Source organism: Synechocystis sp. PCC 6803 substr. PCC-P, from assembly GCF_000284455.1.
Taxonomy (GTDB): domain Bacteria; phylum Cyanobacteriota; class Cyanobacteriia; order Cyanobacteriales; family Microcystaceae; genus Synechocystis.
In genome coordinates this window covers 2,135,019-2,157,199 of record NC_017039.1, presented here as the reverse complement: position 1 = coordinate 2,157,199, position 22,181 = coordinate 2,135,019, and the positions used below count along the sequence as shown (strand labels likewise).

The following is a 22,181-nucleotide window of genomic DNA, read 5'->3' as shown; positions in this document are numbered from 1 at the left end:
TTAATACTAATAACTAACTAAGGCTTTCTGCCCCTAACTAAAAATGCCGTAAAAGCGCAGAAAAATTCTCCCGCTTGATCATTTTGGTCAATCGCCTTGAACCAAAGGGTAAGATCATTTTGGCTGATTGTTCCCTGTTCGCTAATTTTTTCCACCGTCCGAGATAGGTCCAAAATTTTATCAGCTAATTCAAACTCAGTCAGGCAAATGGTAATGGGGTCAACGGCAATATCAGTTAGCCCCGCCTGCCGGAAGTATTTAAACAGATAGCGACCCACCCAGCCAGAAGGAAAGTTATCACACCAAAAATTGGTAATTGCACGGGTTACGCCCCGCTGGTCAGAATCGATGACCAACGTTTCCCAGTCCGGCTCAAAGGCCACTACCCAACCATTAGATTGTACAACCCTGGCCATTTCGGCGATCGCCTTTTGGGGCTGGGCAATGTGTTGCAGAGTGCGGTCAACCCTAGCCGCAGTGAAATTAGCACCGGGAAAAGGTAATTGCTCTGCATCAGCTAAAACAAATTCAAACTTAGTGGTGGAATTTTTTGCCCGCTCTCTTGCCTGGTCAAGCATAAATTGACTACGATCCACCGCTGTAACTTTACCCGTTTCCCCTACATAATTAGCCAATAAAAGGGCATCATTGCCAGTGCCACATCCCACTTCCAGCACTGAATCACCGGGCTTTAACTGCATTTTCTCAAACGTTTTTTGTTTGTAATATTTATACAAGTCCAGTGACTGTTGCAATTCCAGACAACGGATAAAGTTTTCAATGTTTCCAGAGTTATCTAAGTCTTGAAAGTCGCTGGCAAAGTATGTCATGATTGTGACTCAATAAAAAGCAAATTCATGTAATTACTATTAATAATTTTCACTCCACTTTACCCGTTTGGATCACACCATTTGCCAAGTTATTTCCTCGCCGGCCCGCAGAGGCACCAATCCAGATTCAGGGAAAGGTAATTCAGCAGGAATACGCCAAGGGTTTTTCATCAACGTAATTTGTGCTGTATTACGGGGCAATTGGTAAAAATCTGGGCCATAAAAGCTAGCAAAGGCTTCTAGCTTATCCAGGGAATTAACACTTTCAAAAGCTTCGGCATATAGCTCCATAGCATGGAGGGCAGAATAGCAACCAGCACAGCCACATAAACTCTCTTTACTATTGCGAGCGTGGGGAGCACTATCAGTGCCGAGAAAAAATTTAGGATTACCAGATGTGGCCGCGTGTAGCAATGATAAACGATGTTCTTCCCGCTTCAGAATTGGCAGGCAATAAAAGTGGGGACAAATGCCACCTTTGAATAAAGCGTTGCGACTAAATAGTAAATGTTGGGGCGTAATAGTGGCTGCAATATTATTAGCAGATAAAACAAATTGCACTGCATCTGAAGTAGTAATATGTTCCAGCACTACCCGCAGCCGGGGAAATTTTTCCCTGAGAGGAATTAAATATTTTTCAATGAATACTTTTTCTCGGTCGAAAATATCAATATTACTGTCCGTTACTTCGCCGTGGAGTAATAGGGGCAAGTCCACCTGTTCCATGGCTGCCAACACTGCATCACATCGATGGATATCCGTGACGCCAAAGTCAGAATTGGTGGTGGCTCCAGCGGGATAGTATTTTACTGCTTTAACAAACTGGGATGCTTTGGCCGCAATAATTTCTTCGGGATTAGTATTATCCGTTAGATAAAGGGTCATCAGCGGTTCAAACTGGCCTCCCGCAGGTATGGCGGCGAGAATCCTTTCCCGATAGGCGGCGGCATCAGCCACGGAACGCACCGGAGGCTTCAAATTGGGCATGACGATCGCCCTAGCAAATTGACGGACAGTGTGGGGTAGAACTGCTTTCAGGGCCGCTCCATCCCGTAGATGCAGGTGCCAGTCGTCGGGTCGAGTGATGGTAAGCTTTTCCATGGCTTAATCATAAGCTGGTTTAGGTTTAGTTAAAAGTCTTTTTCCCCTTCCTTAAACTTCAAGATTTAGGGGGCTTGGAGACGGCGATCGGGTAATTACTTCATACAGCACATCGGGGTCTAAATCGGCTCCATTGGGTCATTGAATAGTTCCAAGTTCCGGATTGATTTTGACTTGAGCAAAATATTCAAGGTCTTTAAGTGGCTCAAATACACCTGTAAATTCAATTTGTTTTTGAATATCAACTATTCCATCTTGATTATCTTCAAAGCGTAAATAAAGCTTGTAGTTTTTGAGAGGGTTAACAGCAACAATATCTTGTAGCATAGCTTACTCAAATGGTTGAATTTTTCCTTAGCGACAGAACTTAATAAACACTTACCTGTTACTTTAAGGGACTGCCTACTCGGCATGATTCTGTAAATTCTTTTATACTCTAAATTGTTCTGTCGAGTTGTTGGTAAGCAACTGTTATTGAAAATGGCTACTGAACTACTTTTTAATCTCAGCAATGTGTTTGTGTTGCCGTTTTGGGGCTTGATGATTCTACTGCCACGGTGGCAATGGACGGAAAAAGTGATGAAGTCCCTGCTCCCCATCGCCATTTTAGCTGCGGTTTATCTATTTTTATTTATCGGTTCCTTGGGGTCCGAATCGGCGGCGGCGTTGGCCAGTCCGGAGTTGTCCGTTATTGCCCAAGCTTTTGCTGACGAAAAAATTATGGCTGTGGGTTGGGTCCACTATCTGGTGATGGATTTGTTTGTGGGTCGCTGGATTTATTGGCAGGGGCGAGAAACTGGGGTTTGGACGGTACATTCCCTCATTTTATGTTTATTCGCTGGGCCCATTGGTCTGTTGTCCCATCTGCTCACGGCGGCCATTACTAAACAATGGGGCAAGGGGAATGACTCGACAATGGAAACGCCCCAAACGGAGATTGGTTAATCGCATATAATACATCGGGGCATAGGTCTGCCCCTTTTTGCTATAAATTATTCGAGAGTTTCAAGAAAGTAATGAAAGGCGCCAGTTGCGTAATAGTTCTATGTTACCATTGACCCTAAATTTGGCAAATATTGCCATGGTGATATCAACTATTGCCTTGGCCATAGCTTTGTAACAAAACTATACATACAATGGGAGGATGGCCATACCTGCTCCATTACCCCCCCGCCAATGCAAATTGAATCAAAAACAAATACCAACATCCGTTCTGGGTTAACCCTAATTGCGCCTTTTTTCCTTTGGGGAACGGCCATGGTGGCCATGAAGGGGGTTCTGGCAGATACCACGCCTTTTTTTGTGGCAACGGTGCGCCTCATACCAGCCGGAATCTTAGTCTTGCTCTGGGCCATGGGACAGAAACGTCCCCAACCCCAGAATTGGCAGGGCTGGGGCTGGATTATTTTATTTGCCCTGGTGGACGGTACTCTTTTTCAAGGATTTTTAGCCCAGGGGTTGGAGCGCACAGGGGCAGGCTTGGGCTCAGTGATTATTGATTCCCAACCGATCGCCGTGGCATTACTTTCCAGTTGGTTATTTAAAGAAGTAATTGGCGGCATTGGCTGGCTGGGACTCTTACTAGGGGTGGGAGGCATTAGCCTAATTGGGCTGCCGGATGAATGGTTTTATCAGCTTTGGCATCTCCAGGGTTTAAGCATTAATTGGAGTGGTTCCGCCCTCGGTAGTAGCGGGGAACTGTGGATGTTGTTGGCGTCCCTCTCCATGGCGGTGGGCACAGTGCTGATTCCCTTTGTTAGTCGTCGGGTGGACCCGGTGGTAGCTACGGGGTGGCATATGATCATTGGTGGTTTGCCCCTGTTGGCGATCGCCTTGGTGCAAGATTCTGAACCTTGGCAGAACATTGACCTCTGGGGTTGGGGCAATCTCGCCTATGCAACAGTGTTTGGCAGTGCCATTGCCTACGGCATTTTTTTCTACCTTGCATCTAAGGGCAATTTGACTAGCTTGAGTTCCCTGACTTTTTTAACGCCCATTTTTGCCCTCAGCTTTAGTAACTTGATTTTGGAGGAACAACTTAGCTCTCTGCAGTGGTTAGGGGTTGCTTTTACGTTGGTGAGTATTTATTTAATCAACCAGCGGGAGCAGTTAAAGATACAACTGCGAGACATTTGGAGTTTGGTTCGTAAACCCGTAATTAACGATTAATTTGCGATTGTTGAGCCTATTTCAACAATTTTCCTAAAATTTAGAACATTTCCATCTGTTTATTCACTATTCAACCTAAAATCCCCAGGAAATTTGCCCTATGGCCATGGAGGTAAAAATTTGCGGTTTACGCCATCCTGCCCAAGCCCAGGCGATCGCCGCTTTGGGATTCACCACCCTGGGATTTATTTGTGTGGAAGCTTCTTCCCGTTACGTCAGCTCCAGGGAAATTGAACTGGTTTTGCAAAGCTTAACTGCCCATAACAAGCGATCGGCGATCGGAGTATTTGCCAATGTTTCCCTCCCTAAACTGGGGGAATTTTTAGCCCAAACTAGTCTGAACGGTATCCAACTCCACGGCGATGAAAGCCCCGACTTTTGCCGCCAGGTTAAACAAGCATTTCCCCAACACCGATTGATCAAAGCTCTCCGACTCCGGCGATCGGCAGATTTAGAACGGGCTGAAGCCTATTACAATGCCGTGGATGTCCTCCTGCTCGACGCTTACCATCCAGAACAATTGGGAGGTACTGGGCAAACCCTACCCTGGCAAAAGCTACAGCAGTTTCGGCCGCCCCTGCCCTGGTGGTTGGCGGGGGGATTAACTCCTAGCAATGTTCAAGAAGCCTTAAATTTACTCCAGCCTGACGGCATTGACCTTTCCAGTGGCGTGGAACAGGGCCCGGCGGATAAGGATGTGGCCAAAGTTGCCCAGTTAAGGGCTCAGTTGGACGCCCTAGCAATTTTGCAGCACTAAAATTATTCTGGAAAAACCTAGGCTTTTTGAGACCGATTGCCGTGGGTCGGACAGGGAGGCGCACTCAAACTGCGGTCTAACCAACCTTCTGCCTGTTGCACATGGGTTAAGGCTTCCTGGGGATTATCTTTGAGTAGATACACCAATGCCGCTGCCAATTCTTGTCCGGCCTGGGCTTGACGATTACCCTTTAAACGATGCCAATCCTGGGGGGCGATCGCCAATCTTTCCGCTAGGGCCTGGGCCAGTTCTAGGGCAGAAAGTTCGGGGTGACTGACGAGGGAGGAGGTTTGGGAAGCAAAGGGAATCATGGTTACAAGCTACGGGGAAAACTATGGCCACCAAGCCATGGACGGCGGGGTAACTGCTCTGATTATTACCTTTTTTGCCGGGCGCCTGTTGGAAATTGCCCTTGCTCCCTTGCCCCGAAAATTATGGCATTAGACCCATTCCCCCAGAGGCAAAAAGTTTTCCCCGGCATATTCTGGATAAATTTTGCCCAAAAAAGAAAGCCCAGGCAAAGTTCCCCAGGCTCACTCAAATATGTATTTTTTGGCTATGGGCAAGGAATCGCTCCCACCACTACACCAGCCTGAGTTCTGGATATTCGCTGATAATGTCGTTGCTGGTGAGGGTATCCCCTTCTTCTTGGGGCGTCCAGAGCACCTCAATGGCCAACAGGCGATCGCTACTAATACCGCCCAAAGTTTGCAAGGATTGTTTTAACTGACTGGAATCATTCACTGCCGGCAAGTTCAAATTGCCCAAGGCTGCGGCAATAATGGTCACCAGAATATATTCTCCCGCACCATCGGGAACTGCATCGGGACTATCTCCACCAATGGCGGTTGCCCTTCCCCCTTGACGTAGCTGATTGTTAAAGTTGCTCAGGGTTTCGTCGGTAAACTTACTCCGTTCGGTGAGAGCTAATTGATTAAAGGCAGCCTCAGCAGCACTCAAGCGCACCTTGTCACTCTGACTAGATCCATAAACCCAATATTCAGGATGGCGGAGCAGAGCTAAAGTAGCTTCCTGGAGCACTAGGGAACGACCATTGGCAGTGCCAGTATCAGCAGACAGGGCCAATTCATCCAGTTCTTTTTTCAATTCCTTGGCACTGGCCAGTAACCCCACCTGAATTTGGGCAATGCCCACTTGGGGATCGCTGCTGGCCGCCAGGCCACCGCCCCCTTCACCACTGCTGCCACCACCATTACGGATGGCATTGATAACTACGTTGGCGATCGCAATCATCACTAAAATGCCAAAGATGCCGCCGAATCCCCCACCAAAGCCAAAAAAAGGAATGATGAAGGGAAAACCAAAGCCACCACCACCATAGGTTCCACCGGAACGATAGGAGCCACCACTAGGACCGCTGTAACTACGACTGGGGGCACTAGGGGCTCGGAAGGAGCCACCACCAATGCGGCCACCACTCCGGCGAGCTTCAGCTTCAAAGGTGGGGGTAAAAACTAGGGTAAAGGCCAGGACAAAAATAATTACCACTGAAGTGCCCCGCATCCAGACCGATCGCCAGGTAATATTTTTGGGTAGAGGTAAATTCTTGAGCATCTTAAGCATAGAGGAAAAGTTTTTCGATATTCCGGCTAGGACTCCCTGGTCAAGGGTTCACCAAATCCAGGGTAGATTCAAGCCTGTCAGTTAAACATAGTGCCGTTCACTCCTCTAGGGTAACGGATTCTTCGGACGAAAGAGCAGGGATTTTGTACTTGCAATTGTCACTAAAATGCCTCATCTCCGGCCATGGGCGCTGCCAAACGGTACTGATTTTTACAAAAAAACTTTTGGAGAACATGTTAAAAGTGTCTGGCTAGCCTTATAAATAAGACAACAACCAGATCATTGCACGAGGAGTACCAGGTTTGAAAAAAGTAGAAGCGATTATTCGCCCCTTTAAACTAGACGAAGTCAAAATTGCGCTGGTTAATGCAGGGATCGTTGGTATGACGGTTTCTGAAGTTAGGGGCTTTGGCCGTCAAAAAGGTCAAACAGAGCGTTACCGTGGCTCTGAATACACTGTTGAGTTTCTCCAAAAACTCAAAATTGAGATTGTCGTCGACGAAGGACAGGTTGACATGGTTGTTGACAAGTTGGTATCGGCGGCCCGCACCGGGGAAATCGGTGACGGTAAAATCTTCATCAGCCCGGTGGATTCGGTGGTACGGATTCGGACAGGGGAAAAGGATACCGAAGCTATTTAATCTTTTTGAGATTAGCTTTCCGGTTGCCGTTAATGTTGGGCAGATTGAGACAAGTCTCGGTTTTGTTCTCTTGGCCCCAGACACTTTCCTGTCACTGCCATCAAAAGCTGTCAAATTTCAACCCAGGCCACTGGTGGATGAGTTTGTTAAACGCTTTTCCCCGGTGGCTCACTTTCTGTTTTTCTACCTTTGTCATTTCTGCAAAGGTTTTTTTGTGCTCCGGGAGCCAAAAAATTGGGTCATAGCCAAAACCCTGATCGCCTCTTGGGCTATGGGTAATTTCCCCTGAACAGATGCCTTTAGTACTCAGTTGAATACTGCCATCGGGGGCGGCGATCGACACCACGCAAATGAATTGAGCTTGTCTTTGGCTTACCCCTTCTAGAGCCTGGAGCAATTTGGCAATTCTTTCCCTGTCGGTGTTGCCATAACGGGCGGAATATAAACCCGGTGCCCCATCCAAAGCATCCACTGCCAAACCAGAATCATCGGCGATCGCCCATTGATTCACGGCCTTTGCTACCTGGGAAGCTTTTAAGCAAGCATTTTCATAGAATGTACTGCCGGTTTCCTCCACCTCAATTTCCGTTGGCTTAAGGGTTAATTGACAACCAAGGGGCTCTAAGTAAGTTTGCATCTCGGCTAATTTACCGGGGTTACCCGTGGCGACAATTAAAGTAGGCATGGTTTTACTAGGTTTTACGGATCGTTAAAAAAGTTTTTCGGGGACAAAAATTAGCCAGACCCTCTGGGTTAATCTTCTGCTATTCTGTATCAGAGATGCTGGTGTAGCTCAGTGGTAGAGCAACTGATTTGTAATCAGTCGGTCGCAGGTTCAAATCCCGTCACCAGCTTATTTTGAATTCATTAACCTATCATTGATCATCGTCTAAGCACTCCGCATGGTTTGCCAGAGTTGCTTATATTGGTTGACGGTGGCAATGTCCAGGGGCGCGAGAAATTCACAACGCTCCAGTAACTCCGGTGAAAAAGCCAATAAAGGGTTAGTGCTCAGGGCGGAAACCTCCAGGTTTTGATAGGGCACCGCCAGGGCATTACTGAAAGTTGCCATCTGCTCTAGACTGGAAGGCTGGGCGGAAAAATTTAACCATTCATAGGTAATTTCAGCCGCCTCCATCTCAGCGGGCATAGTCCAGAGATCAGCCCAGAGGGATGTACCGGAACTAGGAATAACCGCCCTGAGTTCTGACTGATTTCTCAGCAGAGGAATAATTTGGTTTGACCAGCCCACTGCTAACCATACATCTTTATTGAGTAGAGCTTGGAGATAATATTTACTGTTGTAAAACTTCACTTGGGTCGCCAATTCTTGCAAAGCGGAAGGTAGGGCATTAACAGCTTTGGGGTTGGTGACATTGTAGGAATAACCCAGCTTTTTCAGAGTCAAACCGATCGCCTCCCTGGGATCATCCACCAGAGCAATGCGTTGCTTTAACTCTGGCCGCCAGAGGTCAGACCAATCGGTCGGTTGCCAACCTAAATCAGCAAATGGTTGTTGGCGATAAATAATCATGGTGGGCCCCCAACGGTAGGGAACAGCCCAAATTTTGCCGCTTTGATCCGGTAAGCCTTGGTCATTGCGTTGCCCCAACAATTGCCACCGTGGAGGCAGACTAGACCATTGGCTCAATTGGTCGGGGACAAAGGGTTGAATGAGCTTTTCTTTGATTACCCGTTCCAACCATAAATCTCCCCCGGTGACCAACTGGGCTTTTGGGGTCTGATTTGCCCTCGATCCACTGCCCCACAGTCCCTTGGAAGTATCTGCATTTTGGGCATTGTGCCAGGTTTGTAAATTGTCGAACAAACTCTGCAGATTGGCGATCGCCTTGAAATTTAATTCCTTAGCTTGGGGAAACTGCCGCTGAAATTGGTTAATTAACTGGGGCGGCAGGGAACGGTTCAAAAACTGCACTTCTTTGCTACTGCCCTGGCCAGGCCAACAGCCTCCTAGACCCGTGGCAAGGCCGACAGCGGCGGCGGACTGGAGAAAATGGCGGCGGGAATAGCAGGGTAAATTCATGGCAACTCCACCGATGTTGGTTTAGCAATGTGGGGCAGCCCCCAGCCCAATTTCTCCCGCAGAATCCGGAAAAACTCTGGCGTTTGCAGGCGAATAAACTTGGCAGGATAGGGAGATTTTGATAAATGCACCCGGTCTTCTGGCAACACATAACAACCGCCATTGCCATCCACCACCAACACCATGCGGTTGGGAGTAGCGGGAAAAATGGTCACCGGTTCTAGGTCGGAAAATACTAACGCTCGGGAAGCCAGGGAATGGGGGCAAATGGGCGCTAACTGAAACACTGGTACATCGGGGGTAACCACTGGGCCTCCAGCGCTAAGGGAATAGGCCGTGGAACCCGTAGGAGTGGAAACAATAATGCCATCGGCGGCAATGTCCACAGAAGCATGGTAGCCTACCTGAATTTCAAAATGGCACATGCTGGTGAGGGGTTCCCGGTGCAATACCATTTCGTTCAGGGAGAGCGCTTCCCATAAAAGGTTTTCCTCCCGCATTAACCGCACTGTCATCATGGAGCGGCTTTCAATTTGGTAATCACCGTTGATTAACTGCTCGATCGCCGTGGGTAGTTGGTTGAGGTAAATTTCCGTTAAAAAACCCATGTGCCCTGTGTTAATGGTCAACAGGGGGATGCCGAGGGGGGCCAACTGACGAAAAGCTGATAGTACTGTGCCGTCTCCCCCCAGAACAATGGCAAAGGGCATGGACTCATCAAAATGGGGCGGAGTCAGATGTTCAATGCGGGTATGGCAAATGGGGCGATCGGGCTGGGAATAGCCCAACAGGCCACCGGATCCGGTTTCCATCGCCACTGTAAACCCACTCTGTTGCAGTTGCTCCTGCAATTCTTGGGCAACGCTACAGGCGGTGGGCTTATCGTCGTTGAAAATGATGCCGACTTTTGGCACAGGGGCGAGATCCTAGGGAGTCAGGGAACAGGGAGCGGAAAAATCGAATAGAAAACGAGATTATCTAAAAGTATCAAATTGTCAATCAAACTAGTCAAACTAGAAAAAGAAATTATTTTTCTTCTTTTTGCCTTCGGTTTGGGTCGGGTTAACCTCATAGTCCAGTTCTTTGAGCTTCTTGATGATGCGCCCAAAGTATTCCTGTAGGTAGGATTCTAGGGTGGTGGTTTCCTTCGGATCAAGGCCAAATTGTTCGTACACCGGAGCCATGTCCGCCGTTAAAGCTTTACCACTGGCCAGCACTTCCGAAAACGCTAGGCGATCGGAGGCGTTATAGGTCCACTGGAAAAAGCGAGTAAAGCTCCGCATAAATCTGAGCACCGCCATGGGCACCTGGGAAATACGGGCATTATTGCCAGACATTCTTTCACAAAGTTGAATAATTTCCGTTGCCCCCCAAGCCCGACTGCCCACCACTGGATAGGTTTTACGGGCCACACTGTCCAATTCCACCGCCCGCACTGCAAACTTAGCCACGTCTTGGGTGTTCATGTAGGCGATCGGGGTATTCTCGCCGGTTTGCCAAACCGATTGATTATCCAAAATGGGAATAGCGTACTGACCAATTAACCCCTGCATGAAACCCGCCAGTTGCAGAATGGTGTAGTCCAAATTCGTTTGGGCTAAAAATTTCTCGGTACAATTTTTGATGTCCATCAGGGGCACTTTGGGATATTCGGCCGCCCGCAAAATGGAGAAAAAGACAAACTTTTTGATACCCGCTTTCTGCACTGCTCGAATTAAATTAAGCTTGCCTTCCCAGTCCACCTGGCGAATGGTGAGGGAGTCGGTGGCCCTGGCGGTGGAAGCGTCAATCACTGCGTCAATATTTTCCAGGGCTGGGGACAGAGTTTCCGGCTTACAAATATTTCCCCCCACGATGGTGGCGCCCCACTCTTTAAGAAAAGCTGCCTTTCTTAGGCTACGAACCAGACAAACAACGGTGTGACCTTGGTCGATCGCCTGCCGAACAATTTGCCTGCCGAGGGTTCCTGTGCCGCCTACCACCAAAACTCGCATTTTAATTTTCTTTACAAATTTTAATACTTTGCTAAATCCTATCAGACTCTGACAATTATGGGTATTGGGGCCAGGGCACAAAAATTTGTTTCCCTACCCCGGTACTGGCTCCAATGTCAATGCAATCCCACCATGGCAGGGTCAACCCCCACCAAAAACAAGGATAAGGTAACCCATCCAACTGCCCCAAGGTTAGGAAGAAGGGAGGAATAATAATGGTCAGGACGTTGGACGCTCCACTAAACCACTGGGGCCAGCCTGTTGACAATATTGCAAAAAAGTAGAGAAAGCTTCGGGGCAGTCCACCTCAATAATTTTGCCGCCAATTTCGTCAAAACTTTCGTTGCGGGATTGACGCCACATGGGAGTGAGCTTGATGGTGATGGTGGGTAAAGCTTCATTGTCCATGCGCCGGAGCTTGACGGTAAAATCCGTGTCCTGGGGCCAATCATTGGGAACGCTCACACAGATACCGTTGCGAGTTAAGTCGAAGGATACCCCCACCAATTCCCCTTCCATATCGAACACTTGGCAAAAGGCCAACATCCGCTCTTCCTGCCGTCGCTCCTGCACCCCCTGGAGATGGGCAATGGTTAGGGCTTCTTGGGAGAGGGAAGATGGAGAATCTTGAGCCATGGAGATTATTTCCTCGGTTAAATTAGGTTTACCTAGTAAATGGGCCAGGTTGACCATTATTGTAGTCATTCACTGGGTCGATCTTCCTTCCATCAGGGTCATTTGGTTAATTGTTGATGAGAAATGGGAAGGAGTAATCCATAGATATTTGCCCAGTTAACTCGATTTGAGCAGAATTGGGAAGGACGTATTGGGAACTTTGGTTGACAGGGCAACAAAGCCAGCATTTTTTGGGTTTATCTAAGCGGGGGACACCATGGTGGCCAATACTCCCCAGAGTCGGCGGGGGCCGTCTTGACTGCTAAAGAAAAATAATTCTGTCAGCAAAGAAAGCAGGCGATCAGAGGTAATGGGGGCTAAGGGAATATGGGCTTCTCCCCCTTGTTTCTCTCCATAGGCTTGCCAAGCTGAGGTAAATTTTCGGGCGTACTCGCTTAAAAGTACGGTTTGTAAAGGATTTTTACCCTGTTCCTTGGTCTGTTCAACTAAACTGACCGATCGCCGCAGTAGTTCTTGGTAATGGGCCCCTAAATAGGCGATCGCCATGGCCAAAAGTCGAATTCCCTCCACATCTAGCTGGCCGGGGGCAACAGCAGGAATGGGGTATTTCCTAGTCAAAGATTGGCCTGTTGTCGTAGATGACGAAATTTTTTCTAGGATTGCCGTCCAAGTATCCTCGTCCACATCAGTCAGGGCAACCAAGGCCAACAAAAGCTGGTCCAGGTAGCAATTCATTTGTCGCAATTGTTGACGGTTGGGGGCAACAGCAAAGGACTGGGGAGGAGCTGGGCTGGAGGCGAACTGGGTGAGAACCATAAAATCTTGGGGAACAGGGGAATGTTAATGAACACATGACATGCATAGGATAGCGAATTGATTTAAAGCAATGATTCCCCCTGAGATAAATATATTTTGACCCACTGCTCCGCTTAATTTTGGCGCTAATCTGGGCAAAAATTCGTTGGTTTTCGGAAAGGTGAACCCGTAGCTAGCTTGTATTGCCCAAACCTAACTCATCATTGCTCCATGGCGGCCAAAAATCTTTAGGACAAAACTCGCCAGAGGTCAAGGCTTGATTTTTTCAGAGGGAAAAATTCCTCGGCTAAATAATCAAAAAGTTGAAAAAAAAAGTTTTTCAGCTAAGGTTTGATGTTATATTTTATCTTATGTAGACTTTTGAAAAAAACAAGTCCCCGCAATCAAGCATCATTCAACGGAAAAAATAATCCTATGCCAAACGCCTCCACCGCACTAACCGGCAAAGCATTACTCAATAAAGTTAAAGAACTATCCCATCTGCCCCGTCGAGAAACGGCAAAAGCCTGTGGTTACTACTCTACTTCTAAGGAAGGACAAGTACGCGTAAATTTGACCGACTTCTATGACGCAGTGCTAGCGGCCAAAGGGGTTCCCCTCGATCCCTCTGGTACCAAAGATGGTCGGGGTCGTGAACCGACATTTCGTGTTAGTGTCCACAAAAATGGACAGATTGTTATCGGATCCACCTACACCCAAGAAATGGGTCTTAAGTCCGGTGATGAGTTCGAGATCAAGCTCGGTTACAAGCATATTCATCTGAAGCAAATTACCGATAGCGATGACGAAGAGGAAGTATAAATTTCTCGACTGCGGTTCCCTATGCAAGGGGGACTAAGTGCTTTTTCGCCGGGGGGGAGACCTGAAACAAAAAGGTTTCTCCCTTTTTTTATCAATTAGGGATGACGGCGGACGTACTGTCAAGCTGGGCCTTGCAAATTTTGCTTTTGTTTAAACGAAAATTGGCGATCGCCAGTGGGATGGGCCGATGGAAAATTTGATGGAGTTTTGGCAACCATGGCCGGGATTGTTAAAAATTATTGTTTTTCTTTTTAGTTGGCTAGTGCTGTGGTATCCCGTTGCCCTGGTGGTGGGTCGTAAACTAGCTTGGCAACCCTGGCAGGCTGTTACCCCGGAGCAAAAATTACCCTTGGTGTTATCGCTTTACTTGGTTTCCCCCCTACCCATCTGGGCGGTGACTTGGTTAGACCAACAATCCTTGGGGGATTACGGTTTAAGCGTCATCTCCGACCAATTACTTTCCCTGGCGATCGCCGTGGGGGTGGCGGTATTCGGTTTAGGCTTAACTTTGGCAATACAGGGCCAAATTGGTCTACTGCAATGGCATCGGGAAAAATGGTGGGATTTAGTCAAACTTTCCCCGCTTTTTCTCATACTGGCCCTGGCGATCGCCTTGGTGGAAGAGTTAATTTTTCGGGGTATTTTCCAAAATCAACTGCAACAGGATTTACCAGTCTGGGGGGCAGCCACCATCGTCAGCACCATTTTTGCCATCCTTCATCTGCTATGGGAACGGCGTTTAACAGCTTACCAACTGCCAGGATTGTGGTTATTGGGCATGGTATTGCTGTGGGCCCGTCTGGTGGATGGCGGTAATCTCGCCCTAGCTTGGGGACTCCACGGGGGGTGGGTTTTTGCCCTGGCGGCCTGTGATGCCACTGGTTTAATTACCTATCCCAACACCGATGGCAATATTTGGGTGGGCAAGGCCAATCAACCTTTAGCCGGTTTAGCTGGCATTATTTGTTTGCTCCTCACTGCTTTGGCGATCGCCTTATTTCCCCATCTATCTCCCCTCTAGCCAGGATTTTAACTCCCTAATTGAACCGAATGATTTTGCTATGATGGTTCCCCGTTGCCATCTTTTCTCTACTTTGTCCCTATGCCAATGTCCCCATCAGTAAGATTTACTGGCTTTCTTCCCCGCCGATTAATGGGCCTTAGTTGGGGCGTTATTTTAATGCTGGCATTGAATCAGGGCTTAATTAGTTGCGGGGCTAGCAAAGCGGATCAATGCCGACAGCTAATTTTAATTACCAAACAAATGGCAGAGGAAGGGGCAAAATATCGAGATACCACCTCAACGGAAGAAGTGCTGAACATGGCCGATGCCTTCGATGCCACCGCCACAAAAATAGAACGACTCAACCTTGAAGATCCAGTGCTAGCTAACTATCAAGGGGAATTGGTCAGTATTTACCAGGGCAATGCGGAGGCCACCCGCACCATGGTCAAAGCCCTGGAAAGTAAAGATATTTTGACGGCCCAGCTTGCCCAAAAACAGGTAGCTACCATTGGCCAGCAGGAGCAACAGGTGATCACCAACATCAATGTCCATTGTCAACAGCCCTAGGCACACTAACTCCGAAGTTTTTTGTCCATCATGTCACCGCAGTGGGCAGATTTTGGACTCCCCATGGCTTAGTTTTAACTCCGGTTTAACCTCCGGTCAGAAAGGGTCAGGAACCAACCCCTAAAATGGGAAAATAGCCACAGTGCCCGAAATTTTCATCTGCAAAATCTTCAACTAGACATGACCACTACCCCGCCCGTCCTCAGCGGTCCCGAAATTCGTCAACAGTTTTTAAACTTCTTTGCCGATCGCCAGCATCAAATTTTGCCCAGTGCGTCCCTGGTGCCGGAGGACCCCACCGTACTGTTGACCATTGCGGGGATGTTGCCGTTCAAGCCAATTTTTTTAGGACAAAAGTCGGCGGAATTTCCCCGGGCCACCACTTCCCAAAAATGCATCCGCACCAACGACATTGAAAACGTCGGCCGCACCGCCCGCCACCATACTTTCTTTGAAATGTTGGGCAACTTTAGCTTTGGGGATTACTTCAAATCCCAGGCGATCGCCTGGGCCTGGGAATTATCGACCCAAGTATTTAAACTGCCAGCGGAACGGTTAGTGGTCAGTGTGTTTGAAGAAGATGACGAAGCTTTTGCCATTTGGCGCGATGAAATTGGTATTCCTGCCCACCGCATTCAACGCATGGGAGCGGACGATAACTTTTGGGTTTCTGGCCCCACTGGTCCCTGTGGCCCTTGCTCGGAAATTTACTACGATTTCCACCCGGAATTAGGGGATGAAAAATTAGATTTGGAAGATGATAGCCGCTTTATCGAGTTTTATAACTTGGTATTCATGCAGTACAACCGGGATAATGCGGGTAATTTAACGCCCCTGGAGAAGAAAAATATTGACACTGGCATGGGCTTAGAAAGGATGGCCCAAATTTTACAAAAAGTGCCTAATAACTACGAAACAGATTTAATTTTTCCCATTATTCAAACAGCGGCGAATATAGCAGGTATTGATTACGCCCAAGCCAATGAAAAAACCAAAGTTTCCCTGAAGGTAATTGGGGATCATGTCCGCTCCGTTGTCCACATGATTGCTGACGGTATTAGTGCTTCCAATTTAGGACGGGGCTATGTGTTACGGCGGTTGATCCGTCGAGTGGTGCGCCATGGTCGTTTACTGGGCATTAACGGTGAATTTACCACTAAGGTAGCAGCCACTGCTGTTCAACTCGCCCAGCCAGTTTATCCCAATGTTTTAGAACGGCAAAGCTTGATTGAGCAGGAGTTACAGCGGGAAGAAGCGGCTTTTTTAAAAACCCTAGAACGGGGAGAAAAGTTACTGGCGGATTTAATGGCCGACGGAGTGACGGAAATTGCCGGCGCAGATGCGTTTACTTTATATGACACCTTTGGTTTTCCGTTGGAATTGACCCAAGAAATTGCCGAGGAACAGGGCATTACTGTGGACGTAGAAGGGTTTGAAAAAGCCATGCAGGAACAACAAGAACGTTCCAAAGCAGCCCACGAAACTATTGATTTAACCGTGCAGGAAAGTCTGGATAAATTGGCTAACCATATCCATCCGACGGAATTTTTGGGCTACACCGATTTACAAAGTTCTGCAATAGTCAAAGCGGTATTAGTTGGGGGGGAATTGGTAGATCAAGCGGTCGCAGGGCAAACGGTGCAAATCGTACTAGATCAAACTCCCTTTTACGGCGAATCCGGCGGTCAAATTGGGGATAAAGGTTTTCTCAACGGCGACAATTTGCTCATTCGCATTGAAGATGTGAAGCGGGAGTCGGGCATTTTTATCCACTTTGGTCGGGTAGAACGGGGTACAGTGCAAATTGGCACCACTATTACCGCTACTATTGACCGGGCTTGCCGCCGTCGGGCCCAGGCCAACCATACCGCCACCCATTTACTGCAATCGGCTTTAAAAAGAGTGGTGGACGAAGGCATTTCCCAAGCTGGTTCCCTGGTGGATTTCAACCGTTTACGGTTCGACTTCAACTCTCCCCGGGCGGTGACCATGGAGGAGCTACAACAAATTGAGGACTTGATCAATCAATGGATTGCCGAAGCCCATCAAACTGAGGTGGCAGTAATGCCGATCGCCGATGCGAAGGCCAAAGGGGCGATCGCCATGTTTGGGGAGAAATATGGGGCTGAAGTGCGGGTCATTGACGTTCCGGGAGTTTCTTTGGAACTGTGTGGCGGCACCCATGTGGCCAATACGGCGGAAATCGGTTTATTCAAAATCGTCGCAGAAACGGGCATTGCCGCCGGGGTAAGGCGCATTGAAGCCGTGGCAGGGCCGTCGGTGTTGGATTACCTCAATGTGCGGGAAGCGGTGGTCAAAGAGCTCGGCGATCGCCTAAAAGCTAAACCGGAGGAAATCCCAGACCGGGTCCACCAACTACAACAGGAATTAAAAGCCAGCCAAAAGCAGTTGGAAGCCCTCAAGCAAGAGTTAGCTCTACAAAAATCGGAACAGTTATTAACCCAAGCTCAAACTGTGGGTGAGTTTAAAATTCTGGTGGCGGATCTGGGTACTGTGGACGGGGAATCTCTCAAAACTGCGGCGGAACGGTTACAACAAAAATTGGGAGAAAGTGCAGTGGTGCTTGCTTCCATTCCAGAAGAGGGCAAAGTCAGTCTAGTGGCGGCCTTTAGTCCCCAATTGGTTAAAACCAAACAGCTTAAAGCTGGTCAATTCATTGGTGCCATTGCCAAAATTTGTGGCGGTGGCGGTGGCGGTCGTCCTAATCTGGCCCAGGCCGGTGGACGGGATGCCAGTAAGTTACCAGAAGCCCTGGCCACGGCGAAACAAACCTTGTTGGCTGAACTAGGTTAGGGGTTAGGTTTTAAACCCGTCATTTTACTGTCAAGGCTCCACAGCGGTAATGGTCCACTACTAAATTGAAAAATTCGGCCACGGGGGGTATTTGCAAACGATCCACCGTGGTCACCACCGATACTTGCCGTCGAAAATCCTGGCGATCGCCGGACTCTGGGCAAAATAAATAGCGCACGGAAAAGTTGGGATTATCAATCACCGGTGTGACCAAGGATTGGGGCATCAAGGCAATCATTTCGCTCCCCTGTACCACCCCATAAAAGGCTTCAGGAATATTTAGTTCTAAACTAACGTTGAGGGGGATTTCCCGGCGACTAAATTCATCTTCTACCAGTCGTCGCATCCGGTAACCATCTTTAAAAATAACCTGGGGATAGGGGCCTAAATTTTCCCAGGTGATAAATTTTTTTGTTGTCAGAGGATGATCGCTCGCCATCAAAATACAAATTTGCTCCTCATAGAGGGGTTTAATAGCCAACTCTTTGGTATTAGTTAAATTGCGATGGCTCATAATAATGGCCACATCCACCAAACCATCCTGTAAAACCTTCAAAGCCCGGTCACTCCCCAGGGCCGTCACCCGTAGTTGAATTTGGGGATGGCCCAGGCAAAATTTGGGCAATAAACTAGGCAAGGAAGAGACACAAACTGAGTGAATTGCTGCCACACATAATTCCGTTTGTTTGCCTTGAAAAAGACTACTAATTTCTTCGCTAGCCACATCCCATTCTTGACAAATTTTCCTTGCCCGCCGCAGAAATAATTCCCCTGCCACCGTTAATTTAGCCTGGGCTCCCCGATGAAATAATTGGCACTTGAGGGCAGATTCCAAACCTTGAATTTGCCTACTAATGGTGGATTGGGTGACTTCCGATTGTAATGCCGCCTGTTGAAAACTGCCTAGCTCTGCAACTTTTAAAAAAGCCTGTAACTGTTCTAGTCGCATAGGTTAGTTTTCGGGGAAAGTTGGCATAATAAACTATTCCTAGCTATAGCACTCTCCATTATTCAAAAATGTTATTGATGCACTTTTCTCGGGGCGATATAATGAAAAACGGGAGGACAGATTTTCATCCATCTTCCCGGTTAATTTCTGAGGAGTTTTTCAGCGTTCTAAGATGAAAAGAATCCATTCATCTAGTGAAAAAAGTTATCCCGTGGTCCAGTCTGCAAACTGACGAGAAAAATCTTTTTCCAGTATCATCTAGGGGAATTTATCGGTCATCTAAAGCGGCAATGCCGGGCAGAACTTTACCTTCTAGCAATTCCAGGCTAGCGCCCCCACCGGTGGAAATATGGCTCATTTTTTCGGCCACTCCCACTTTTTCCACTGCGGCGACAGAATCTCCACCACCGATGATGGTGACAGTGCCACTGGCGGTCAATTCAGCCAAGCTGCAGGCGATCGCCTCGGTACCAACGGCAAATTTGTCAAATTCAAATACCCCCATGGGGCCGTTCCAGATGACAGTGCCACAACCAGCGAGGGCATCCTGGAAGGTTTTGACGGAGTCGGGACCAATGTCTAGACCCATCCAACCATCGGGAATTGCATCGACACCAACGGTTTGGGCATTGGCATCGGGGGCAAAGTTGTCGGCCACTACTACGTCCGTGGGCAGGAGAAATTCCACGCCTTTTTCTTTGGCTTTAGCCATGAGGGATTTGGCCAAGTCCAATTTGTCTTCTTCCACCAGGGATTTGCCGGTGTTTAAACCTTGGGCTTTGTAGAAGGTGAAAATCATGCCGCCGCCGATGATCAACTTATCGCACTTGTCCAATAGGGTTTCGATCACACCGATTTTACTGGACACTTTGGAACCTCCCACGATCGCCACTAGGGGACGTTTGGGGGCTTCGATGGCTCCTTGGAGGAACTGTAATTCCTTTTCGATTAGGTAACCAGCAACGTTGGGGCTGAGGAAATGGGTGACCCCTTCGGTGGAAGCGTGGGCCCGGTGGGCAGTACCAAAGGCATCGTTAACGTAGAGGTCGGCGTTGGCCGCTAAAGCTTTGGCAAATTCAGCATCGTTACCTTCTTCCCCGGCATGGAAGCGGAGATTTTCCAACAGGGCCACACCACCATTGGGTAGGCTAGCAATTTTGGCTGTAACTTCAGCACCAATGCAATCGTCGCATTTGACCACCGGCTGGCCCAATAATTCCCCTAGGCGATCGCCAACGGGGGTGAGGCGCATGCTGTCCACTACTTTGCCCTTGGGACGGCCAAAATGACTGCCCAAAATAACTTTGGCGCCTTTGCTCAACAGGTCTTTGATGGTGGGTAAGGCTGCCCGAATCCTGGTGTCGTCGGTGATGCTGCCGTTATCTAGGGGCACATTAAAATCTACCCGGACAAAAACCCGTTTCCCTGCGAGGTCTGCCTCCGTCAAATTGGCGATCGATTGCTTAGACAAAACCTTTTCCTCCTAAATGTCAAATAAACTTAACAAAATTAAACCAGTCAATGTTACCGCCGACAATGGAAAGCCCCAAAATGACCTCCAATGATCGCATTCTGACCATTCTGCAACAGGACTACGCCAATTTTCCCTGGCACCAAACCTTCAGCATCTATGACCCAAACGTTTATTTTCAAGATCCTTTAAGCCAATTTCGGGGTTTGGCTCGATACGAAAAGATGATCCAATTCTTGGGTCGTTGGTTTCAGGCGATCGACCTACAGCTCCACGAGATTACCCAGGTGAACCAGGAAATTACCACCCGTTGGACCTTGAACTGGACTTCTCCCCTGCCCTGGAAACCGAGAATTGCCATCAGCGGCTGCAGTGAATTAACCCTAAATGAAGCTGGGTTAATCATTTCCCACATCGATTATTGGGATTGTTCCCCCTGGGATGTGGTGAAACAGCATTTTTCACGATAGGTTTTCATCTTCATTCGAGTGCAGATTAGCTTCTAATTAGCTGCGGCTCCAACAATTAATTTCAGATCAACACTGAATCAGAATTGCGCGAGAAATTTTCATCAAACAGCAATTTCATCAGGAACAACCATGAGGCGACGATCACGATCAGCAGCAAAGGCAAAACAAGCCTGGATATCTTCTGGAGTGAGATCAGGGAAATCATCCAAAACCTCTTCAATAGTCATTCCACCTCCAAGGTAATGTAAAGGTTTTACAAAAAATAAAATAGTAGTTTAATAATTTATCTCCCCCCTTTTCTTTTATTGCAGGGAGGGCAAAGCAATCTTAAGTTTTTTATATTAACAGATAATTCGGGATGAGTTGCAATAGGTTTTATGTGATCTATTTCAAGATATTCCGGGCTTTGAGCGACAAAAGCACAACCAAAGCAAGCACATTTTCCTTGCTGTTTTTCATATTGATTTTGTTTCCATTTTTTTCCTTCTATTGAGTCTCGCCAACGATTAAATACATTTCGAGGAGTATAATAACCCCTTATATTTTCCTCCCTTCGCTGAAGCTTTTCTAGATCATGGCAAAATTTTCGGCGAGCTAGCTTGTATTTTTCATACAATTTTTGGAAGTCATTATCTAAATCTTCATTCATATCGTCCTTTAATTTCTAATGAACGCCTTTCTAACTTAGCTAGCTTACGATTTACTTCTAAGGTTGTAGTTAATGCTTGCTGTGCTAGTTGTTGTAATTCAGATGTGTTTTCCTGAGTAAAACTAATAGGTATGATATTGTCAAGAGTGGGGATCAATATATCTATTACTTTTTTCAAACTTGTTCTTGTTCTTTTCTGAATCCTCTTATTTTCAAGTAAGGTATTAATCGATAAAATTACCTCTTGAATATTGTAATTTTTACCTCTTTTTGTTTTTGAAATCGGCTTAAGTTCTTTAGTTATCCGCTGAGCTTGATAACTTGTCAATCCAAGTTCAAGCAACTGTTTGCGAGTTATCAGTTCCAATTTTTGCCTCCTCATAAGCATCAATCATAGCTTCAATCCACGGTTCCGGTTTTAGACCGAATCTTTTCGCCGTGCTATAAACCTTTATCAAAAGCTCCATTAATGCACTGTGTTGCTCGTGGAAGCTTTTTTTAAAATCAGCAATTTCTTGGGCGTGACTCTGTTCGATTTCTTTGATTTTATTTTTCTTTTTTGTTACTTCACCTTGTTGTGCAGCTTGTTTCCTTTGCCTATCCAGCAAAACCTCGCCTGCGAAATCTGCTAGTACGAGTGAAAGAACAGCTATATCTCGGTCTGTTACATCCTCAATACCGTACTCATGTTTGTAATAATCGAGGGTGGATTGAAGGTCGGAGAAATTAACATTTAAAGCTTGATAAGCCCTTTCCGCATCAGCCTTTGTCCACCCCAAGCCTTGAGCGAAGGTAAGAGCCTCTTTCTTCGTCATACTCAAAATCAGAATTTCTTACTACAGTTTCTCAGTCTAGCATTTTAGAGATCGCCTCATTAATCCT

At 47.4% G+C, this 22,181-nt stretch carries 27 protein-coding genes, 1 tRNA gene and 1 pseudogene; 11 read left to right on the top strand and 18 right to left on the bottom strand.

Features of this window, described 5'->3' with window-relative positions; all coding sequences use genetic code 11:
* Window positions 1-17: 17 nt before the first annotated feature.
* The 3 genes from SYNPCCP_RS10255 to SYNPCCP_RS10245 all read right to left on the bottom strand — a co-directional run bounded on the left by SYNPCCP_RS10255 (window position 18) and on the right by SYNPCCP_RS10245 (window position 2,258).
* A complete protein-coding gene (locus tag SYNPCCP_RS10255) occupies window positions 18-830 on the bottom strand; it encodes a class I SAM-dependent methyltransferase (protein WP_010873163.1) in 813 nt (270 codons plus the stop codon).
* Between the two features lie 72 nt (window positions 831-902).
* Complete coding sequence (pyrC, locus tag SYNPCCP_RS10250) at window positions 903-1,931, bottom strand: dihydroorotase (protein WP_010873162.1); 1,029 nt, start codon at window positions 1,929-1,931, stop codon at window positions 903-905.
* Window positions 1,932-2,069: 138 nt separating this feature from the next.
* A complete protein-coding gene (locus SYNPCCP_RS10245; RefSeq protein WP_020862251.1) occupies window positions 2,070-2,258 on the bottom strand; it encodes a DUF2442 domain-containing protein in 189 nt (62 codons plus the stop codon).
* Window positions 2,259-2,411: 153 nt separating this feature from the next.
* Here SYNPCCP_RS10245 and SYNPCCP_RS10240 point away from each other — a divergent pair, with 153 nt between their 5' ends.
* Window positions 2,412-2,876 (top strand): ABA4-like family protein, encoded by a 465-nt coding sequence (locus SYNPCCP_RS10240; protein WP_010873161.1) that lies wholly within the window; start codon window positions 2,412-2,414, stop codon window positions 2,874-2,876.
* Between the two features lie 60 nt (window positions 2,877-2,936).
* Here SYNPCCP_RS10240 and SYNPCCP_RS17140 read toward each other — a convergent pair.
* A pseudogene (locus SYNPCCP_RS17140) lies at window positions 2,937-3,029 on the bottom strand (IS1 family transposase); the annotation flags it as partial.
* Window positions 3,030-3,107: 78 nt separating this feature from the next.
* On the opposite strand from SYNPCCP_RS17140, the gene SYNPCCP_RS10235 reads away from it, so the two are divergent.
* Together SYNPCCP_RS10235 and SYNPCCP_RS10230 are read left to right on the top strand one after the other, a co-directional pair.
* Window positions 3,108-4,100: a DMT family transporter gene (locus SYNPCCP_RS10235; protein WP_010873160.1), complete on the top strand. Its 993-nt coding sequence runs from the start codon at window positions 3,108-3,110 to the stop codon at window positions 4,098-4,100.
* 100 nt (window positions 4,101-4,200) lie between these two features.
* Window positions 4,201-4,857, top strand: a complete 657-nt coding sequence (locus tag SYNPCCP_RS10230) for a phosphoribosylanthranilate isomerase (protein ID WP_010873159.1) — start codon at window positions 4,201-4,203, stop codon at window positions 4,855-4,857.
* Window positions 4,858-4,874: 17 nt separating this feature from the next.
* Here the strand turns inward: SYNPCCP_RS10230 and SYNPCCP_RS10225 are convergent, their stop codons facing one another.
* Window positions 4,875-5,168, bottom strand: a complete 294-nt coding sequence (locus tag SYNPCCP_RS10225) for a DUF6439 family protein (protein ID WP_010873158.1) — start codon at window positions 5,166-5,168, stop codon at window positions 4,875-4,877.
* Between SYNPCCP_RS10225 and SYNPCCP_RS17785 the strand changes: the two genes are divergently transcribed.
* Window positions 5,167-5,301 (top strand): hypothetical protein, encoded by a 135-nt coding sequence (locus SYNPCCP_RS17785; protein ID WP_020862253.1) that lies wholly within the window; start codon window positions 5,167-5,169, stop codon window positions 5,299-5,301. The genes SYNPCCP_RS10225 and SYNPCCP_RS17785 overlap by 2 nt on opposite strands.
* A 138-nt stretch (window positions 5,302-5,439) precedes the next feature.
* Here the strand turns inward: SYNPCCP_RS17785 and SYNPCCP_RS10220 are convergent, their stop codons facing one another.
* Window positions 5,440-6,441, bottom strand: coding sequence for a DUF1517 domain-containing protein (locus SYNPCCP_RS10220; protein WP_010873157.1), 1,002 nt, complete (start codon window positions 6,439-6,441; stop codon window positions 5,440-5,442).
* 302 nt (window positions 6,442-6,743) lie between these two features.
* Here SYNPCCP_RS10220 and SYNPCCP_RS10215 point away from each other — a divergent pair, with 302 nt between their 5' ends.
* Complete coding sequence (locus SYNPCCP_RS10215) at window positions 6,744-7,082, top strand: P-II family nitrogen regulator (RefSeq protein WP_010873156.1); 339 nt, start codon at window positions 6,744-6,746, stop codon at window positions 7,080-7,082.
* A 100-nt stretch (window positions 7,083-7,182) separates the two neighbouring features.
* Here SYNPCCP_RS10215 and rdgB read toward each other — a convergent pair whose 3' ends face one another.
* A complete protein-coding gene (gene rdgB, locus SYNPCCP_RS10210) occupies window positions 7,183-7,767 on the bottom strand; it encodes an RdgB/HAM1 family non-canonical purine NTP pyrophosphatase (RefSeq protein WP_010873155.1) in 585 nt (194 codons plus the stop codon).
* Window positions 7,768-7,864: 97 nt separating this feature from the next.
* On the opposite strand from rdgB, the gene SYNPCCP_RS10205 reads away from it, so the two are divergent.
* A tRNA-Thr gene (locus tag SYNPCCP_RS10205) sits at window positions 7,865-7,936 on the top strand.
* Window positions 7,937-7,971: 35 nt separating this feature from the next.
* On the opposite strand, the gene SYNPCCP_RS10200 is transcribed toward SYNPCCP_RS10205, so the two are convergent.
* From SYNPCCP_RS10200 to SYNPCCP_RS10180, 5 genes are all read right to left on the bottom strand, one after another.
* A complete protein-coding gene (locus SYNPCCP_RS10200) occupies window positions 7,972-9,126 on the bottom strand; it encodes an extracellular solute-binding protein (protein ID WP_010873154.1) in 1,155 nt (384 codons plus the stop codon).
* The gene (locus SYNPCCP_RS10195) at window positions 9,123-10,040 is read right to left on the bottom strand and encodes an NAD(+) kinase (protein WP_010873153.1); all 918 of its coding nucleotides are present in this window, start codon (window positions 10,038-10,040) and stop codon (window positions 9,123-9,125) included. Before SYNPCCP_RS10195 ends, SYNPCCP_RS10200 begins: the two co-directional genes overlap by 4 nt.
* A 99-nt stretch (window positions 10,041-10,139) precedes the next feature.
* On the bottom strand, window positions 10,140-11,120 hold the full coding sequence (locus SYNPCCP_RS10190; RefSeq protein ID WP_010873152.1) for an NAD(P)H-binding protein: 981 nt from the start codon (window positions 11,118-11,120) through the stop codon (window positions 10,140-10,142).
* A gap of 219 nt (window positions 11,121-11,339) precedes the next feature.
* Window positions 11,340-11,756: a hypothetical protein gene (locus tag SYNPCCP_RS10185; protein ID WP_231848032.1), complete on the bottom strand. Its 417-nt coding sequence runs from the start codon at window positions 11,754-11,756 to the stop codon at window positions 11,340-11,342.
* Between the two features lie 240 nt (window positions 11,757-11,996).
* A complete protein-coding gene (locus SYNPCCP_RS10180; RefSeq protein WP_010873150.1) occupies window positions 11,997-12,572 on the bottom strand; it encodes a DUF3038 domain-containing protein in 576 nt (191 codons plus the stop codon).
* Window positions 12,573-12,905: 333 nt separating this feature from the next.
* Here SYNPCCP_RS10180 and SYNPCCP_RS10175 point away from each other — a divergent pair, with 333 nt between their 5' ends.
* From SYNPCCP_RS10175 to alaS, 4 genes are all read left to right on the top strand, one after another.
* Complete coding sequence (locus tag SYNPCCP_RS10175; protein ID WP_010873149.1) at window positions 12,906-13,373, top strand: AbrB family transcriptional regulator; 468 nt, start codon at window positions 12,906-12,908, stop codon at window positions 13,371-13,373.
* A gap of 187 nt (window positions 13,374-13,560) precedes the next feature.
* Window positions 13,561-14,394 carry a CPBP family intramembrane glutamic endopeptidase gene (locus tag SYNPCCP_RS10170; RefSeq protein WP_010873148.1) on the top strand — a complete coding sequence of 278 codons (834 nt, stop codon included), beginning with the start codon at window positions 13,561-13,563 and terminating at the stop codon, window positions 14,392-14,394.
* 132 nt (window positions 14,395-14,526) lie between these two features.
* Window positions 14,527-14,946: a hypothetical protein gene (locus SYNPCCP_RS10165; RefSeq protein WP_223211272.1), complete on the top strand. Its 420-nt coding sequence runs from the start codon at window positions 14,527-14,529 to the stop codon at window positions 14,944-14,946.
* Window positions 14,947-15,126: 180 nt separating this feature from the next.
* Window positions 15,127-17,760, top strand: a complete 2,634-nt coding sequence (gene alaS, locus SYNPCCP_RS10160; RefSeq protein WP_010873146.1) for an alanine--tRNA ligase — start codon at window positions 15,127-15,129, stop codon at window positions 17,758-17,760.
* A 19-nt stretch (window positions 17,761-17,779) separates the two neighbouring features.
* Here alaS and SYNPCCP_RS10155 read toward each other — a convergent pair whose 3' ends face one another.
* Together SYNPCCP_RS10155 and pgk are read right to left on the bottom strand one after the other, a co-directional pair.
* On the bottom strand, window positions 17,780-18,709 hold the full coding sequence (locus SYNPCCP_RS10155) for a LysR family transcriptional regulator (RefSeq protein WP_010873145.1): 930 nt from the start codon (window positions 18,707-18,709) through the stop codon (window positions 17,780-17,782).
* 268 nt (window positions 18,710-18,977) lie between these two features.
* On the bottom strand, window positions 18,978-20,180 hold the full coding sequence (gene pgk / locus SYNPCCP_RS10150; RefSeq protein ID WP_010873144.1) for a phosphoglycerate kinase: 1,203 nt from the start codon (window positions 20,178-20,180) through the stop codon (window positions 18,978-18,980).
* Window positions 20,181-20,230: 50 nt separating this feature from the next.
* On the opposite strand from pgk, the gene SYNPCCP_RS10145 reads away from it, so the two are divergent.
* A complete protein-coding gene (locus tag SYNPCCP_RS10145) occupies window positions 20,231-20,650 on the top strand; it encodes a DUF2358 domain-containing protein (protein WP_010873143.1) in 420 nt (139 codons plus the stop codon).
* A gap of 101 nt (window positions 20,651-20,751) precedes the next feature.
* On the opposite strand, the gene SYNPCCP_RS16920 is transcribed toward SYNPCCP_RS10145, so the two are convergent.
* From SYNPCCP_RS16920 to SYNPCCP_RS10130, 4 genes are read right to left on the bottom strand one after another with little or no spacing between them, the layout of a single operon-like run.
* Window positions 20,752-20,877 carry a DUF433 domain-containing protein gene (locus tag SYNPCCP_RS16920; protein WP_020862259.1) on the bottom strand — a complete coding sequence of 42 codons (126 nt, stop codon included), beginning with the start codon at window positions 20,875-20,877 and terminating at the stop codon, window positions 20,752-20,754.
* A 56-nt stretch (window positions 20,878-20,933) separates the two neighbouring features.
* Window positions 20,934-21,299 carry an HNH endonuclease signature motif containing protein gene (locus tag SYNPCCP_RS10140; RefSeq protein ID WP_010873142.1) on the bottom strand — a complete coding sequence of 122 codons (366 nt, stop codon included), beginning with the start codon at window positions 21,297-21,299 and terminating at the stop codon, window positions 20,934-20,936.
* Window positions 21,292-21,666, bottom strand: a complete 375-nt coding sequence (locus SYNPCCP_RS10135) for a hypothetical protein (protein WP_020862260.1) — start codon at window positions 21,664-21,666, stop codon at window positions 21,292-21,294. Before SYNPCCP_RS10135 ends, SYNPCCP_RS10140 begins: the two co-directional genes overlap by 8 nt.
* A complete protein-coding gene (locus SYNPCCP_RS10130; RefSeq protein WP_010873140.1) occupies window positions 21,635-22,114 on the bottom strand; it encodes a hypothetical protein in 480 nt (159 codons plus the stop codon). Before SYNPCCP_RS10130 ends, SYNPCCP_RS10135 begins: the two co-directional genes overlap by 32 nt.
* Window positions 22,115-22,181: the final 67 nt, after the last annotated feature.

Bases quoted from the DNA above. Each gene is read 5' to 3' on its own strand.
- SYNPCCP_RS10145 (WP_010873143.1), top strand. From the start codon at position 20,231: ATGTTACCGCCGACAATGGAAAGCCCCAAAATGACCTCCAATGATCGC.
- SYNPCCP_RS10140 (WP_010873142.1), bottom strand. From the start codon at position 21,299: ATGAATGAAGATTTAGATAATGACTTCCAAAAATTGTATGAAAAATAC.
- SYNPCCP_RS10240 (WP_010873161.1), top strand. From the start codon at position 2,412: ATGGCTACTGAACTACTTTTTAATCTCAGCAATGTGTTTGTGTTGCCG.
- SYNPCCP_RS10245 (WP_020862251.1), bottom strand. From the start codon at position 2,258: ATGCTACAAGATATTGTTGCTGTTAACCCTCTCAAAAACTACAAGCTT.
- SYNPCCP_RS10190 (WP_010873152.1), bottom strand. From the start codon at position 11,120: ATGCGAGTTTTGGTGGTAGGCGGCACAGGAACCCTCGGCAGGCAAATT.
- SYNPCCP_RS16920 (WP_020862259.1), bottom strand. From the start codon at position 20,877: ATGACTATTGAAGAGGTTTTGGATGATTTCCCTGATCTCACTCCAGAA.
- SYNPCCP_RS10170 (WP_010873148.1), top strand. From the start codon at position 13,561: ATGGAAAATTTGATGGAGTTTTGGCAACCATGGCCGGGATTGTTAAAA.
- SYNPCCP_RS10180 (WP_010873150.1), bottom strand. From the start codon at position 12,572: ATGGTTCTCACCCAGTTCGCCTCCAGCCCAGCTCCTCCCCAGTCCTTT.
- SYNPCCP_RS10230 (WP_010873159.1), top strand. From the start codon at position 4,201: ATGGCCATGGAGGTAAAAATTTGCGGTTTACGCCATCCTGCCCAAGCC.
- SYNPCCP_RS10185 (WP_231848032.1), bottom strand. From the start codon at position 11,756: ATGGCTCAAGATTCTCCATCTTCCCTCTCCCAAGAAGCCCTAACCATT.
- SYNPCCP_RS10255 (WP_010873163.1), bottom strand. From the start codon at position 830: ATGACATACTTTGCCAGCGACTTTCAAGACTTAGATAACTCTGGAAAC.
- pyrC (WP_010873162.1), bottom strand. From the start codon at position 1,931: ATGGAAAAGCTTACCATCACTCGACCCGACGACTGGCACCTGCATCTA.
- SYNPCCP_RS17785 (WP_020862253.1), top strand. From the start codon at position 5,167: ATGGTTACAAGCTACGGGGAAAACTATGGCCACCAAGCCATGGACGGC.
- SYNPCCP_RS10200 (WP_010873154.1), bottom strand. From the start codon at position 9,126: ATGAATTTACCCTGCTATTCCCGCCGCCATTTTCTCCAGTCCGCCGCC.
- SYNPCCP_RS10165 (WP_223211272.1), top strand. From the start codon at position 14,527: ATGGGCCTTAGTTGGGGCGTTATTTTAATGCTGGCATTGAATCAGGGC.
- SYNPCCP_RS10175 (WP_010873149.1), top strand. From the start codon at position 12,906: ATGTTATATTTTATCTTATGTAGACTTTTGAAAAAAACAAGTCCCCGC.
- SYNPCCP_RS10235 (WP_010873160.1), top strand. From the start codon at position 3,108: ATGCAAATTGAATCAAAAACAAATACCAACATCCGTTCTGGGTTAACC.
- rdgB (WP_010873155.1), bottom strand. From the start codon at position 7,767: ATGCCTACTTTAATTGTCGCCACGGGTAACCCCGGTAAATTAGCCGAG.
- SYNPCCP_RS10225 (WP_010873158.1), bottom strand. From the start codon at position 5,168: ATGATTCCCTTTGCTTCCCAAACCTCCTCCCTCGTCAGTCACCCCGAA.
- SYNPCCP_RS10130 (WP_010873140.1), bottom strand. From the start codon at position 22,114: ATGACGAAGAAAGAGGCTCTTACCTTCGCTCAAGGCTTGGGGTGGACA.
- SYNPCCP_RS10155 (WP_010873145.1), bottom strand. From the start codon at position 18,709: ATGCGACTAGAACAGTTACAGGCTTTTTTAAAAGTTGCAGAGCTAGGC.
- alaS (WP_010873146.1), top strand. From the start codon at position 15,127: ATGACCACTACCCCGCCCGTCCTCAGCGGTCCCGAAATTCGTCAACAG.
- SYNPCCP_RS10220 (WP_010873157.1), bottom strand. From the start codon at position 6,441: ATGCTTAAGATGCTCAAGAATTTACCTCTACCCAAAAATATTACCTGG.